This is a genomic window from SAR202 cluster bacterium (assembly GCA_016872355.1).
Lineage (GTDB): Bacteria > Chloroflexota > Dehalococcoidia > Lucifugimonadales > VGZY01 > VGZY01.
Genome location: VGZY01000006.1, coordinates 1 through 14200 on the forward strand (window position 1 = coordinate 1; position 14200 = coordinate 14200).

At 60.6% G+C, this 14200-nt stretch carries 14 protein-coding genes; 3 read left to right on the forward strand and 11 right to left on the reverse strand.

What is annotated here, in order from left to right; translation table 11 throughout:
• Positions 1-269: 269 nt before the first annotated feature.
• The 5 genes from FJ319_02435 to rny form a co-directional block, all read right to left on the reverse strand.
• Entirely contained in the window at positions 270-761 is a 492-nt protein-coding gene (locus tag FJ319_02435; protein MBM3933153.1) for a hypothetical protein, read from the reverse strand.
• A complete protein-coding gene (locus FJ319_02440) occupies positions 745-1443 on the reverse strand; it encodes a hypothetical protein (GenBank protein ID MBM3933154.1) in 699 nt (232 codons plus the stop codon). Before FJ319_02440 ends, FJ319_02435 begins: the two co-directional genes overlap by 17 nt.
• 1 nt (position 1444) lies before the next feature.
• The gene (locus FJ319_02445; protein MBM3933155.1) at positions 1445-2314 is read right to left on the reverse strand and encodes a PHP domain-containing protein; all 870 of its coding nucleotides are present in this window, start codon (positions 2312-2314) and stop codon (positions 1445-1447) included.
• Positions 2315-2335: 21 nt separating this feature from the next.
• A complete protein-coding gene (locus FJ319_02450) occupies positions 2336-3106 on the reverse strand; it encodes a TIGR00282 family metallophosphoesterase (GenBank protein ID MBM3933156.1) in 771 nt (256 codons plus the stop codon).
• A 156-nt stretch (positions 3107-3262) separates the two neighbouring features.
• On the reverse strand, positions 3263-4825 hold the full coding sequence (gene rny / locus FJ319_02455) for a ribonuclease Y (protein ID MBM3933157.1): 1563 nt from the start codon (positions 4823-4825) through the stop codon (positions 3263-3265).
• A gap of 261 nt (positions 4826-5086) precedes the next feature.
• Between rny and FJ319_02460 the strand changes: the two genes are divergently transcribed.
• Entirely contained in the window at positions 5087-6304 is a 1218-nt protein-coding gene (locus FJ319_02460; GenBank protein MBM3933158.1) for an MFS transporter, read from the forward strand.
• 797 nt (positions 6305-7101) lie between these two features.
• Here FJ319_02460 and FJ319_02465 read toward each other — a convergent pair.
• Complete coding sequence (locus FJ319_02465) at positions 7102-8385, reverse strand: MATE family efflux transporter (GenBank protein MBM3933159.1); 1284 nt, start codon at positions 8383-8385, stop codon at positions 7102-7104.
• A gap of 741 nt (positions 8386-9126) precedes the next feature.
• Here FJ319_02465 and FJ319_02470 point away from each other — a divergent pair.
• The gene (locus tag FJ319_02470) at positions 9127-9498 is read left to right on the forward strand and encodes a CrcB family protein (protein MBM3933160.1); all 372 of its coding nucleotides are present in this window, start codon (positions 9127-9129) and stop codon (positions 9496-9498) included.
• Positions 9499-9639: 141 nt separating this feature from the next.
• Here the strand turns inward: FJ319_02470 and FJ319_02475 are convergent, their stop codons facing one another.
• Together FJ319_02475 and FJ319_02480 are read right to left on the reverse strand one after the other, a co-directional pair.
• Positions 9640-9972 carry a hypothetical protein gene (locus FJ319_02475; GenBank protein MBM3933161.1) on the reverse strand — a complete coding sequence of 111 codons (333 nt, stop codon included), beginning with the start codon at positions 9970-9972 and terminating at the stop codon, positions 9640-9642.
• Between the two features lie 4 nt (positions 9973-9976).
• Positions 9977-10717, reverse strand: a complete 741-nt coding sequence (locus FJ319_02480) for an amidohydrolase (GenBank protein ID MBM3933162.1) — start codon at positions 10715-10717, stop codon at positions 9977-9979.
• Positions 10718-11028: 311 nt separating this feature from the next.
• On the opposite strand from FJ319_02480, the gene FJ319_02485 reads away from it, so the two are divergent.
• Positions 11029-12327, forward strand: coding sequence for a GNAT family N-acetyltransferase (locus tag FJ319_02485; GenBank protein MBM3933163.1), 1299 nt, complete (start codon positions 11029-11031; stop codon positions 12325-12327).
• A gap of 82 nt (positions 12328-12409) precedes the next feature.
• Here FJ319_02485 and FJ319_02490 read toward each other — a convergent pair whose 3' ends face one another.
• The 3 genes from FJ319_02490 to FJ319_02500 form a co-directional block, all read right to left on the reverse strand.
• Positions 12410-12958 carry a GNAT family N-acetyltransferase gene (locus FJ319_02490; protein MBM3933164.1) on the reverse strand — a complete coding sequence of 183 codons (549 nt, stop codon included), beginning with the start codon at positions 12956-12958 and terminating at the stop codon, positions 12410-12412.
• A gap of 22 nt (positions 12959-12980) precedes the next feature.
• The gene (locus FJ319_02495) at positions 12981-13538 is read right to left on the reverse strand and encodes a GNAT family N-acetyltransferase (protein ID MBM3933165.1); all 558 of its coding nucleotides are present in this window, start codon (positions 13536-13538) and stop codon (positions 12981-12983) included.
• Between the two features lie 84 nt (positions 13539-13622).
• Positions 13623-14144: a thiol peroxidase gene (locus FJ319_02500; GenBank protein ID MBM3933166.1), complete on the reverse strand. Its 522-nt coding sequence runs from the start codon at positions 14142-14144 to the stop codon at positions 13623-13625.
• Between the last annotated feature and the right edge of the window lie 56 nt (positions 14145-14200).

A 14200-nucleotide genomic window follows, 5' to 3' on the forward strand; every position in this document is an offset into this window, starting at 1 on the left:
CCAGATCACCCTTGGAGATCGAGACTGATTCAACCAAAACCAGTCGTACTGACAAAATCACTGAGCAGTAAGACTGACAAAGTCACTGAGCATTGACATTCGCGCATACTTGGATGCGGCGATAAGTACCAATTGGGCCATTCTAATAAGTATAAATCGAAAGATACGACATACGCAAAGTGTTCTATTTATATTTCGGATATTCGAATTATCTCTCCATCGCAGAGTGCTGCGAAGGAGAGATAGTGAAGTTAAAGTGCGAGAGGCGGCTAGCGAAGCCTCATGAATGCCATGTAGGCGGCGAGGCCCCAACCTGCCAGATCGTATATTGAGTTGGCCGCACGGGGACCGCCCAGATATATAACGATGCCGAATGCAATTAGGATACCGCCGATTGCGACGATTTGCAGCGTTCTTCCCCGTTTTCGGTTGGCGGCTATGCTGACGCCCTCGCCCATAACATACCCGAATCCGGCAAGGGCAAGGATGTACACGAAGATAATGGGGATCACGGAAAGGATAATGAGCGATGCAATCGCCCCGGCGGCGGCCAGGACGACGGCGGCGCCGATAGCCTTGAGCAGATGAACGGGCGCGGCGGAATAGACGGGCGACTTGATTACGCGGGCGCAGTCCCGGCAGCGAGCACCGACTGGAGTCTGCACCATGCAACGAGGGCAGATCAGGGTCTCGCACTTTCCGCACCGGAGCGCAGTGGGCACATTGGGATGGCGGGCGCAGAAGCTAGTCGCCGTTGACATGGGTGGCTCCTTCCTGGGTCGCCGGCGCGCGGCGGGTCCACGTTTGTCGCTTTGGGACGTCGCGGTCCCAGAGCAGGCGGTAGAAGAGCAGGGAAGGGAGGCTGTAGCCGTCCTTCGGCAACTCCCAGTTAGCCGTCAGCCGCTTGGCCACGAGCACAAGCCCTATCGCTGCGGTCATGTAGACCACCGCCGGCGGCCGGTCGAAGTACCAGGCCAGCGGCGGCAACGTAATGAGCGCCAGAATGGTCCAGAACGCGGTGTCCTTGAGAAGGAGCCTGCCCAGCAGGAGCATGACGATCGTCTCAAGCACCATCTCCTGGTACAGGCCGAATCCGAGAAGGACGCCGATGCCTGTTGCGACGCCGCGGCCGCCGGTGAAGCCGATGTAGACGGACCAGTTGTGGCCTATGATCGCCGCGAGGCCAACGAGGACCTGGTACTCGATGTCCAGCCCGGCGGCCTTCGCCGCCCAAACGGGTACGGCGCCCTTGACGACGCAGTCGAAGACACCGAGGGAGAGGCCGATCTTCTTGCCCACGTGCTCGGTCAGGTTCGACGCGCCTACATTGCCGGACCCGTACTTGCGGATGTCGATGCCGCGCAGGTATTTGCCGGCGAGGTACGCCGTTGGGAATGCGCCCCACAGGTACGCGAAGGCTATGGCAAGGATGATGATGAGCATACTAACGCCCGGCAGCCCTCTGCTTCTTCAGGTCGAGCATCTTGTGGTAGACCTCCATCGGCGGCCCGGCGGAGCCCGGCGGGGGCTCTCCCGGGTTGCCGGAGGCGTGGTAGTCGCTTCCGCCGCACTGCAGGAGGCCGATCTCGTCGGCGATGGAAGCGAAGAGCCTGGTCTGCACGTTGCTGAAATTGCCGTAGTGGACTTCTATGCCGGCCAGCCCTTCGGCTTTGAGCTCGCGCAGCGTTTTCTTCAGCGCCTCCACCTCCTCCGGTCCCGTGCCTTTCATGGCGTATATGGGGTGTGCCATGACAGGCAGGGCGCCGTTCTTGACCAGGAGGCGCACGGACTCCGTCGGCGAAAGGCGAAGGCGCTCAACGTAGGCGGGACCGTCCTTGCCGAGCCACTTGTCGAAGGCCTCGGACTTGTAGCGGACGTAGCCCTTCTCCACTAGCGCCTGCGCTATGTGCGGTCGGCCGATGGCGGCGCCGTCGGCTATTTCCAGCACGCGCTCCCACGTAATCCTCAGGCCCAGCCTGTTCAACACCTCCACTGTCTTACGGGCTCGCCCCACGCGGTCGTCCCGGAAACCGGCGATGGTCTTCTGGAAGTCCTCGTCATCCAGGTCGATGAAGTAACCGAGCATATGGATCTCGCCGCCCGGAACATCGGTGCTCAGCTCAATTCCGGGGATGAGCACAAGGTCGCGGAATTTGGAGACGGCCTCGCGCGCCTCGGCGATGCCCTCCGTAGAGTCGTGGTCTGTGATTGCGATGACCCGAAGGCCCCTGCTCACGCAAAGGCGGACGAGCTCCGTCGGCGACAGAGTCCCGTCGGAAGAAGTCGTGTGAAGATGAAGGTCAACTTGGGCCAATTTAGCTGCCTCTATGTTTGTCTAAAGAACGTCTCGGTCTGTCCGGCGGACACTCGTGGCCTTGCCGGTAGTCTCATCAACTTCAAACAGGACGCTGTTGAACCGCAGCGGGCCGCGGTCTTCCACATTCAGCTTGTGGGGAGTCTGGTCCAGGAACCGCACCAGGGCATCCTCGGTCCGGAAGCCTATGACGGAATTCAGGGTCCCGGCCATGCCCAGGTCGTGAACGAAGCCTGTGCCTTTCGGCAGAATGCGGGCGTCCGCTGTGGGCACGTGCGTGTGCGTCCCCGCGACGGCGCTCACGCGGCCGTCGAGGTACCAGCCCAGCGCCATCTTTTCGGAAGACGCTTCAGCGTGAAAATCGACGACTATTGCTCTTGGGCGGTCCTTCAGGCCGGTCAGCAGGGCGTCCACCGCGCGGAACGGGCATTCAACGGTGCCGACGAAGACGCGGCCCAGGAGGTTTATGACCATGACATCCTTAACCAGTGCGTGCCCCCGGCCAATGGCGGAAGGCGGGTAGTTGAGGGGCCGCAGGACGGGAAGGTTGGTCTTCAGATGGGGGTATATATCCCGCTGGTCCCAGATGTGGTTCCCGGAGGTGATCACGTCCACGCCGGCGGAGAACAGCTCCTTCGCCGTTTCCAGCGTCACCCCGAACCCGCCTGCGGAATTCTCTCCGTTGGCCGTTACGAAATCGATGGCAAGCTCTTCCTTGAGCGATGGAAGCACGGACTTCACGGCCCTGCGGCCGGGCCGGCCAACCACGTCTCCAATCATCAGAATTCGCAACGGGTGTCCCTTTGCCGGCCAGCCGGCGGTCGAATTGGATACAAACGGCCACCAGCAATTGTAGCAAATCGTTGTAAGCCGGAAACAGTCGTGGGGGGTGGGCATGCCCACCCCCCACGAGAATTCAACCGATACAGGATACCGCGTCCGACTTGTCTACTTTGCTACTTCTACGATGCGGCTCTCTCGGATTACCGTGACCTTTATCTGGCCAGGGTACGCCAGAGTCTCCTCGATCTTCTTGACTATGTCGCGCGCCATCTGGCTCGCGGCCACGTCGTCGATGCGCTCCGGCATGACCATCACGCGCATCTCGCGGCCGGCCTGGATGGCGTAGCACTTTTCGACGCCGTCGAAAGCGCGCCCGACCTCTTCCAGGGCCTCCAGCCGCTTGATGTAGTGCTCCACCGTGTCTCTGCGCGAGCCCGGCCGTGCGGCGCTGATCGCGTCCGCGGCGGCCACCAGGAAAGACTCAGGCGAGGAGTGGTCGTCGTCGTGGTGCTCCTTGATGCACGAGACGACGTGCGGCTGGACGTTTGCCTTCACCGCTACATCCGCGCCGATCTCGGCGTGAGGGCCGTCAACTTCGTGAGTGAGCGCCTTGCCGATATCGTGGAGCAGGCCGCCCATCTTGGCCACCTTCACGTTAGCGCCGATTTCCGCGGCCATGATTCCGGCCAGGTGGGCGACTTCGATCGAATGCAAAAGCACGTTTTCGCCATAGCTGAAGCGGTACTTCAGCCGGCCCAGGAGCTTGATCATTTCCGGGTTCAGCCCGCGGATGCCGACATCCAGAACCGTCTGCTCACCGATCTTGCGAATCGTCTCCTGGAGCTCTTTCTCGGTCTTCGACACGGTCTCTTCAATCCTCGCGGGGTGTATCCTGCCGTCGGCTATCAGCTTCAGGAGCGACAGCCTGGCTACCTCGCGGCGGATCGGGTCAAAACAGGACAGGGTGACGGCTTCCGGGGTGTCGTCGATTATGAGATCGACGCCGGTAGCCTTTTCTATAGCGCGGATATTGCGCCCTTCACGGCCTATGAGGCGACCTTTCATCTCCTCTGAGGGTAGCGGCACGCTGGTGAGCGTGACGTCCGAGACCACGTCTGAGGCAAGGCGCTGCGTTGCCTGCGCAATGATGTTGCGCGCCTTGTCGGAGGCATCGGCTTTTGCCTGCTCCTCCATATCGCGGTAACGGATCGCCAGCTCATGCTTTATCTCTTCTTCGGCACGGCGCATCAGCTCATTCTTGGCATCGTTCATGGAGAGGAAGGACACTTCCTCCAGCTTCTGGAGTTGCTTGTTCTTAAGCCCCTCCACCTCTTCCTTAACAGAGGCGACATTCTTCTCGAGGTCGGACATGTCTTTCTCGCGCCGGTCGAGGTTTGTGGAGCGGCGCTCCACATTCTCCTCGCGGTTCACGAGGCGGCGCTCTGTGCGCTGGATTTCCGCGCGCCGCTCTTTCAACTCGGCTTCGCCCTCGCGGAGCTTGGCCTCACCTTCAGACTTGATCCTGAGGGCCTCTTCTTTTGCCTCGAGAAGTAACTTTCTTTCCTTTTCCTTTGCCTCTGATATGAGCTTCGATGCTTCCGACTGGGCCTCTTCAAACCGTTTGCCAAAGAGCGACTTGTTGCCGAGATAAGCAACAGCTACGCCGACTGCTACTCCTGCAACCAGACCGATGAGGGCGGCGAGTATCGCAACAACTGGTGAGTCCACGTTACTCAGCCCCCTTTCAAGATTGGACTTTATGGTATCTGCGGATACTCAGAAACCACAAGCCAATGTTAAGGCTGGGTTAGTACAGTGTCAAGCTAAGTAGATATACCTTTGGTCACTTCACGGGAAAGGCGATGCGGCTATACAATACAACCCGGTCGAATTACTCAAGGTGATGCCGCCATAAACCTCCCCAAGCCTCGCCTGTCCTCCGGAGTCCCTGCGACATTCCGCGCCTTCCACGACTCCAACTACCGTATCATGTGGCCCGCGAACGTCCTCTCTCTCATGGCGCGCTGGGGGCAGATGACGATCCTCGGGTGGCTGGTACTGGAGCTAACTGACTCGCCGTGGGCGGTGGCGCTGGTAGGCTTCTTCGGCAACGTGCCGATGTTCTTTCTCGGGCTTGTCGGCGGCTACCTGGCAGATTCCGTGGACCGTCGCCGTGTGCTCGTCACCACATCTTTCGGCGCACTTGTGGTCGCCGTGGCGATGCTGGTTGTGCTGGTGGGTGGCTGGGAGAGGCCGTGGCACTGCTACCTGGCGATAATGACCGTGGGGGTGGGCTGGGCGCTCGACCTGCCTGTGAGGCGGTCCATGTTCCACGATCTCCTCGGCCGCGGCGGGGTGACCAACGCGATGGCGCTGGACTCAATGGGCCAGAGTGGGGCGGTGATCCTGGGTCCTGCCGTTGCGGGTGTCCTGATAGCGACGGTGGGATTCGAAGGCGCCTATACGTTTGTCACCGGCTGCTACCTTGTCTCGTTCCTTCTGCTAAATCGCCTGCATCTTTCGCACATGGGCAAGCGGAACCCGGACCGCAAGTCGGGTCACATGCTGAAGGACCTGGGAGTCGGCTTCAGGTACACCTTCAGCAATCAGACACTTTTCGGGGTCGTTCTGATCACCGTGCTAATGAACACCCTGCTGTTCCCTTACCAGCACATTCTGCCCGTCATTGCCAACAGCGTTCTGGAGATCGGCCCTGCGCCGACCGGGTTCCTGCAGGCTGCAGCGGGCATGGGCTCTTTCGTGGGGGCCATTTCGCTTGCCTCCCGTGCGAACATTCTCCACCACGGGAGAGTCTACGTAGGAGGCTCGGTCCTTGCGCTGGCCTGTCTTATCATCTTTTCACTGTCAAGGTGGTATGCACTCTCATTTCCAATGCTGCTCCTGCTCGGCCTGGGCACGTCCGGTTTCAGCACCATGCAGCCCACACTGGCGATGCTCGTGTCCAGAGAGGATATGCGCGGCAAGGCGCTGGGTGTTGTGAGCCTGGGAATAGGGACCGGGCCTATCGGGGCGCTCTACATTGGGGCGCTCGCGGACGCCTTCGGCCCTGCGATGGCGATAACGGTGAACGCGGTTACCGGCCTTGCTCTGATCCTCATGATCGTGGCCCTTTTGCCCTCCTTGCGAGCTCGGACGATGCCAGACGACCGGCCTGTCTTTATCGGGGCCGGGCGCCCAAAGCCTTGACAGCCCACATGCGCACAGCGCTCCCGATTCTAGTTCACCCATTTCACGCTTAAGCCAAAGGACGAGCGCCTCAGGTATGACTAGGTTCGAATGGCTAGAGAAGTAGTCCCTTAGCTGCTTCAAGCCGCCCTTCGAATGGGGTTGAACGTCGTACCACCCATCTTCAGACTAGTCTTTTCTACACGTTGTGTCCTCGAATGGTTAGTCCCGGACCTAACCCCAGGCGTAACATACATATACAGTCCGCCTACCGCCAAAACGGTATCACCACGGCAGGATTCCGCGCCTAGAGTTCCCTGTAAGCGGGAGAGCTAGCCCATGCGCGTTGTGCGCTGTGCTGCTCAAAACCTACGTGAGGGAAGGAAGGCAGCGGAGATGATTACCACAGGGAAGACTCGAGTCCGGGCCGGCCTCGTCGGCATCATAGTGCTGGCTGTGATCGCAATGCTCCTGGCCGACGGGCCCAGGACCGTTCATGCCGAAACTCGTGACACGACCGTCCCGGTCGGTGCCGCGTGGAGTCACTTCGAAGGCACTCAGGCCCCTCCGTCGTGGACGGCGACCCCGTTCCCGACATCTGCGCATCCGTTTTTCGCGACGCCCGATCCGACGTTTACGCCCGCGCCGACGTCTACGGAGCCGATGGTGCAGGTGCTTGCTTCTCTCTTTGAGTCGTTAGTTCGATTGCTCTTCAGCCGGTCGCAGGCGGATGCGGCAGACGATGATGACGACGATGATGAAAAGAGGGCTAAAGGGAAGGGGAAGGACGAGAAAGGCAGAGGGAAAGACAAAGATGATCAGGCGGACGGGACATGCCGTTCAACAGCCTTCTCCAGGGCAGGGTATCTCACTCCAAGTGTGACCCCTCGCGCAGCCATGAAGACAACGTATGAAAGCCAGAGGCCATGGTTGCCGAACGCTGGCACCAGCGCGAGCGTGAGCGCAACGAAAATCGCGAGTGATACCGCCATTCCGTTGCGCATTGCCGCGGTTCGAGTTGCCCCAATGAAGATCCCGTCCAGTTGGAAGCTCCAGACGGAAATGAGTGGGGAGATGGCCACCCATGCCAGGTAACGACCGGCCTCTGCCCGCAACTCCGGTATGTTTGTCAACAGCCTGACCATGACGTCGCCGGCTGAGAAGTAGACTACCGAATAGAGCGCGGCGCACGCCGCGGCGGCCGCCGTGGTGATCGTCACGGCCGTCCGGAGCGCCGCGCGGTCGCCCGCGCCTTTCGCTTCGCCTACCAGCGTCTCCGACGCGTGCGCGAATCCGTCGAGTCCGAACGCCATGAATGCCTGGAACTGGAAGAGCAGGGCATTCGACGCTAGCGCCACTGTGCCGATCTGCGCGCCCCTGTTGGTCACCCAGAGCCACGCGCCGATGAGGCAAAGCGTCCGGATGAAGATATCGCGGTTGACCGAGAAAAGCCTCCGGAGCGCGGACCGATCGAGGATGCGCGCCCTTTCCCATCGCCCGGGGAACTCGGACCTGGCGAGCCTGAGCACAATGAAAATGCCGAATGCCGCGGCCGCCCACTCGGCAATTACCGTTCCCGCCGCCACCCCATGTATGCCCCATCCGAAGCCGAGCACGAAGAGGAGGTCCAGCAGTATGTTGAGGCCGTTGGTGAACAGGGAGATGACGAGGGTGACATGCGCCCGCTGCACTCCCAGGGTCCAGCCCAGGAAGGCGTACCCCATGAGCACCGCCGGCGCGCTCCAGATGCGGATGTTGAAGTACGCCCGCGCGGACTCCGCAACGTCGTCGGCCGGGCCGATCAGCGGCAGGGCAATACGGCCGATGAGGGGATGCAGCACGATGAGCGCCGTGCCGATTGCGGCGCCCAGCAGGAGTGTCCTCCCAAGTATCGCTCGGATTTCGCCGGGGTCACGAGCGCCGAAAGCCTGGGCGGTCAGCCCGCCTGTCCCCATGCGGAGGAACCCGAATCCCCAGAACAGGAGTGTAAACAGGGTTGCGCCCACAGCCACGGCCCCCAGGTAGGCTGGGTCCGGCAGGTGGCCGACCACCGCCGTGTCCACGATGCCCAGGAGCGGCGTTGTGACGTTTGACAGTATCATCGGGACGGCAAGCCGCACGACTCGCCGGCCGAGGGGCGCCTGGGTCTGATGGTGCGTGGGAATGCTCCGGTGTTACGTCAGTCGAGGTTGGCCAGCGCGGCAATCGTCATCGCGCAGTCCGACGAGTATGACAGTCTCGCGGCCGGATGTACAGGGCCCGCCTGCGCGGGACGCGGGTCCCAGAGACCATCGTCGCTCTGCCTGCTGACGAGCACGTCTCCAAGCTGCCTTGCTTTCGCCAGGAGGTCCTCGTCGCCAGGATAGTCATCACGGCCAGTCCGCCGAGGAGGAAGGTAGGAGCCGACCTCGCCGCCCGGATAATTCGTGTCATCGTTGGGACAAAGCTGCTGGTTGGCATCACGTCAAGTACATCCCATCACATTTCAAATGACAGCCGCTCGTTTGTTTACCGTGTGGCGGTTGGCGAGGCGATTCCTAATATAAACGGACCAGGTCAAAATCAAATAGACTAGGCCTTCCGTACGCTGCGCCGCATCGTACTACAGATGCTGTCCGAATATCAACAAAGACGCTCGGTCCGGCGCCGTACCTGTTCAGCTACAGAATCTGAGCGCATTTGGCCTCATACAACGGGGTACTTTATCAGCGGCGAGATTTCATTGCCATGCCTGACGCCGCACTTCCCGTTACAACTCCGTTACAGCGCTGCACTTGCCCAAAGCGCCGGACGCGTATATCCTCTCAACTCGCACTCGCACCTTTTAAGGCAGGTCTGATCGAATGTCAGAGTGGTTTCTAGTCGCCGCCGGCGGCGCTTTGGGAACGATGGCAAGGCACGGGCTCACAAGATACGCGGCCAGCTCATGGGGCTCACCAACGCTGGGGACGTTCGTCATAAACGTCGCCGGCTCGTTTGTGCTCGGAATACTGATGGGGGTCCTCTCCCAAAGGACGACTGTGGGCCCGGAAGTCAGGTGGCTTCTCGCTGTCGGGTTCCTCGGCGGCTTCACCACTTTCTCAACGCTGACGGCCGCCTCGGCGCAGCTTGCCCTCGACGGCGACATTCCCAGGGCGGCGCTGAACGTGGGCGGGAGCATCGCAGCCGGTCTGGCGGCCGCCTTTGCCGGCCTACTTCTCGGCAGGGCGGTGTAGGCGGCCCTGCAGAGCGCTCCGAGCCTCAGATTACATGAGATCGTTCGCCTCACGCCATCGTGGAAGCACCCTCCAGCAGGCAAATTGAAGGCCCCGTCGGTCCGGCGGGGCCTTCAATTTGCCTGCTGGAGCTGGCTCTTGCTACAGGTTCCAGGAGTGAAGGACGTTTTGCAGGCTGCCGATGCGGGTCTCGGTCACATCCAGCACCTGCGTGAACACCTCTTTGTGGATGGGCCTGGCGGCCCACGCCGCCCGCTCTTCCTCCGACTTCCACACCGAGATCACCTCGAACGAGTGCTTCGGTACCGGCACGTTGAGCTTCTTGAGCTCCTCTTCCTTGTACGGGGTGAGCATAATCGCCGTGATGAACCCGGGCTGCTTGGCCATCGCGTCCATCCACTTATCGATGATCGCGGCCTTGAGCTCCTTTTCCTTACCGTGTTTCGGAACGAACTGGAGGTGAAGCGTAATCATTCCGTTACCCCTTGATCCTGAAGACTTCCAGCGCCGTGCCGCCCATGACCATGGCCTCGTCCTCTTTCTTCAGCCCCAGCGTCTTGACTAGCGCCTTCGCGACCGGCACGTTCGGCGGCAGGTCGGAGCCGAACATAACCCTGTTCGCCCCCAGCGTCTTGATCATGCCGTTCACCTGGGGGAAGCCGCAGCCGGAGAACTCCAGCGTTACCTGCGGGAACCTGTCGGCTACCGCAATCGCCTCGCCGGTGAAGATAGCGTACCCGGCATGGGCCAGGACCACGCGCACCTTCGGGAACTTCTTGAGCTGGCCCGAAACGGCCGAAGGGGCTGCGAACGGGATGCCGGGGCCGGTGTGGATCATAACCGGGATATCCAGATGGGAGGCAGATTCGAAGATCGTGGTGCCGTCCACGCCTCCCGGGTTTACTGCGTGCCCGATGGTGTGCATCTTCACGCCAACAAAGCCAAGCTGCTTCACGCAACGGCTCAGCTCGCTGAAGTACGCCGCCTTGTCCTGGTGCGGATTTATGCTGGCGATGCCGTAGAACCGGCCAGGGTTGCGCTTGGCCATTGCGGAGATCATGTCGTGCACCTTCGAAGTCGGGTCGGCGCCGGGGTAGGGCTGCACGAGGTTTGTATCGATTCCGTTATTGTTCATCTGGGTGAGCAGCTCCTGCTCTTCGGTGTTCAGGTCGAACACCCGGCAGGGGCCGAGGTGGCTGTGCGCGTCGATAGTGGGCATGTTTACCTATAATAGCGTTATTGGTGCGGTCTAGGGATGTTATCCAATGCGCTGCGCCTATGTCAACGAACGATAACGAAATACGAAAGGAATTTCATGAGTAGGCACACGGCTAGACTAATTCCGTAGTGTTAGGCAAAATAGTTACGAAATGCTCCGCCTTTTTGAGGCCCCGTTGACAAGCCAAATCATACTGTGTATCGTGGAAAATAGGGTGAGTGTACCCTTTCTCGATTCTTATCTATGTAACCCGGGATATGATGCGATTGCCTATATAACCAGCTTCTATATGTTGTAGTCAGGAGGGGAATATGCTACCAATCGTGACGCTGACAGATGTCTCGCGAGATGACGTCGATCGCATTGCGTGGTGGCTTGAGGACCGGGAGCTCTCTTCCAGGTGGTTGGGTCACTACGGCTGCGGGGACCCTGTGCACCGTGGCTACGACCCCGTACGAATGCTTGAGGCCGCCCAGTGGGAATGGGACAGCGTATTCGGCGACCCCAATCGACGTATCTACTCGATTTACAACGACAAGAGTGAGCACATCGGCGAATGCCAGCTCATCCTCAATGGTCACGGTGACGCTGAGCTCTCTCTGATGATCGGCCGCAAGGACCTCTGGCACCACGGATTTGGCACCTCCACCGTTCTTATCATGCTCGACAAAGTCTTCGGCGAGCTCGGCATGGACAAGGCATGGGTCAACCTGCCTGAAGACAATATCCCCGCGATGGGCCTGTTTGAAAAGTTCGGCTTCTCGAAGGAGAACACCCGGGAGCTTTGCAGGCGAGCGGATGGCAGCACCTTCAGCGCCCGCATCCTGGCGATGAAGGTGGAGCAGTATCGCAGGTCCCGCAGAGGCGACCATTCAAGGCAGTCGGTTCCTGTTATCACGGTGACCGGCCTACCGGGCACTGGCTCGGAGGAAGTCGGCAAGGAGATCGCGAAGATGCTCTCCGTCCGGTTCATGGACGGCGAGATATCCGAAGCCCTTTGCCAGAGGCTGATGTGCACGGCCGCCGAACTTGAGGCCTTTGAAGGCAGCTACCGCTCCTTCTGGAGCCGCATCATGAACTCGATCTTAGTTCCTATGGAGTGGTCGGCGACCTACGACGCCGGCTACCAGGGCTTCGCGACAGAGCATATGATGGACTACACCACAGTCCTCCAGGAGCACATCACCAAGAAGTCCTACCTAGAGCGCCTGTCCCGCGTTATCAGGCGCTATGCGGCGGAGGGCAATGTCGTCCTCCACTCGCACGGCAGCCACCTGCTCATCCCGTCCACGGTCCCGGCGCTCAACGTCTATATCACGGCTTCCCATGAGACGCGCACCCAGCGTATCGCCGGAGAGCAGGACGTGACGGCGGGCCAGGCCGGCCGCTGGATCAATACCACGGACAAGGAAACGAAGTCCATCTTCAAGAACCTCTTCGGCCACGAGCTCGAGGACTCCGCGAAGTTCGATCTGACAATCAACATGGACCGCATGACCCCAAAGGCTGCGGCCGAAATGATCGTCGGCGCGATCGTCAAGGCGGCCTCGAGCATCCAGACGGCAGTGGACGCGCAAATCAACCAGGCCATCGGCGCCGCGCTGAAGTAAGCGATATAGGCGAATCGAAAGAAAGAAGACGGCCCCGAACTCGCTCGGGGCCGTCTTCTTTCTTGCTTTGTTCGCTCAGCCGCTATCGTCCGCCACGCGCCTTCTTCCAGTCCTCGCGCAGGATGGCGTAGCAATACACGTCGATGCGCTCGCCTCGCACCACATCGTGGCTGCGGAGGCACCCTTCCAGCGACATGCCGGACTTGATCATCACGCGCAGGGAGCCAAGGTTCCGCACATCGGCCCGCGCGTGCACCTTCGCCAGACCCAGCGTGCCGAATCCCCAGTCCGTAACGGCCTTCACCGCCTCAGTCACCAGTCCCTTGCCCCAGAGGTCCTTAGCTAGTGAGTACCCGACCTCTCCGATGTTGCGCGCCGGGTCGAATCCAAGCTCCACGGCGCCGACGCATTTGCCGTCGTAGACAACTGCGAATGTCGAGCACTTTGACTTATCCTCGATTAGCTTCCGGGCTACAAATTCCACGACGTGCTCCCGCAGGTATGGCTGCGGAACGGGCAGGTACCGCGCCCAGTCAGGCTCGCTTGCATAGGAGTAGACATCGTCTACATCCTTGATCTCAAAGGGGCGAAGCAGCAGGCGTGAAGTCTGGAGGGTGGTCCGCTCAGGCATATTAAGAGTCCTCGAGAGAGTGCTATCGGACGGAGCTCGGGGCCTGCGCGGGCTGCCACTCCTCGCGGAGTATGCCGTACAGGTAGTCGTCGCGTCGCTCGCCGTGGTACACGTAGTGCTTCCGCAGCAGTCCCTCGCGCTTCATGCCTATCTTCTCCATGACGCGCCAGGAGCCCGCGTTCTCCACACCGCACCGCGCGTGTATCTTTTCGACGCCAAGCTCTGTGAAGCCCCAGTCTACCACAGCGCGCGCCGCCTCAGTGGCGATGCCTTTTCCCCAGTGTGAACTGCCGATGCCGTACCCAAGCCCGGCGATGTTGTTGCCCCTCTCCAGCCGGATGTTGATCCCGCCGATGGCATGCCCTTCGTATTCAATGGCCCATTGAGGGTGGACGCTCCAGTCGGTGAGGACGCAGATCGCGAGGAACTGCTCGGCGTGGCGGCGGGTATAGGGCCGGGGCAGCGCCAGGTAGCGGGAGAACTCGGGATCGGAGGCATAGGCGAACGCATCGTCGATGTCCGTCAGCCGGTGTGGGCGCAGGACCAGTCGATTGGTGTGTAGAGAGATTGGGGCAGCCATACCCGGTTTGTTCCTGCGATTCTAACGAGCTGCACGACCTCTACGAATTCGTACAGGTCGTGCAGGTCGTAACCTCAATAGCCCTTACCCCAGCGCTTCCTTGACCGCCACCATCGCCGCGTCAAAGTCGGGGAACTGCGACTGGTCGGGCACGTACTCGACGTGGCGGACCAGGTCGTTGCGGTCGATCACGAACACCGCGCGGCCCGTGAGGCCCGTCTCCTTCACGTGCACGCCGTACTTGTCCTGGAAGTCGCGCTCGCGGTAGTCGGAGATTGTCGTCACGTTCTTGAGGTTGTTCGCCGTGCAGCACCGCGCCTGCGCAAACGGCAGGTCCATGCTGATCGTCACCATCGCCACCTTGTCGCCGAACTCGCCGACGAGCTCGTTGAACTTGATGGTCTCCTTCTCACAGACCCCTGTATCCAGGGACGGCACGGACGCAATCATCCGCACCTTGCCGGCGAACTCCTTCGAGCTCACCGCCCTGAGGCCCTGGCCCACGGCTACAAACTCCGGCGCGCGCTGGCCGATCTTTATCTCCGGCCCGATGAGCGTCATCGGGTTCCCGCGAATCTTGTATACGTCTGTTCTTTCCTGCGGCATTTGGCAGCCCCCGGTTAAAGTTCATTCCTGAAGTGCCGCCTATTATCCGGCCCACT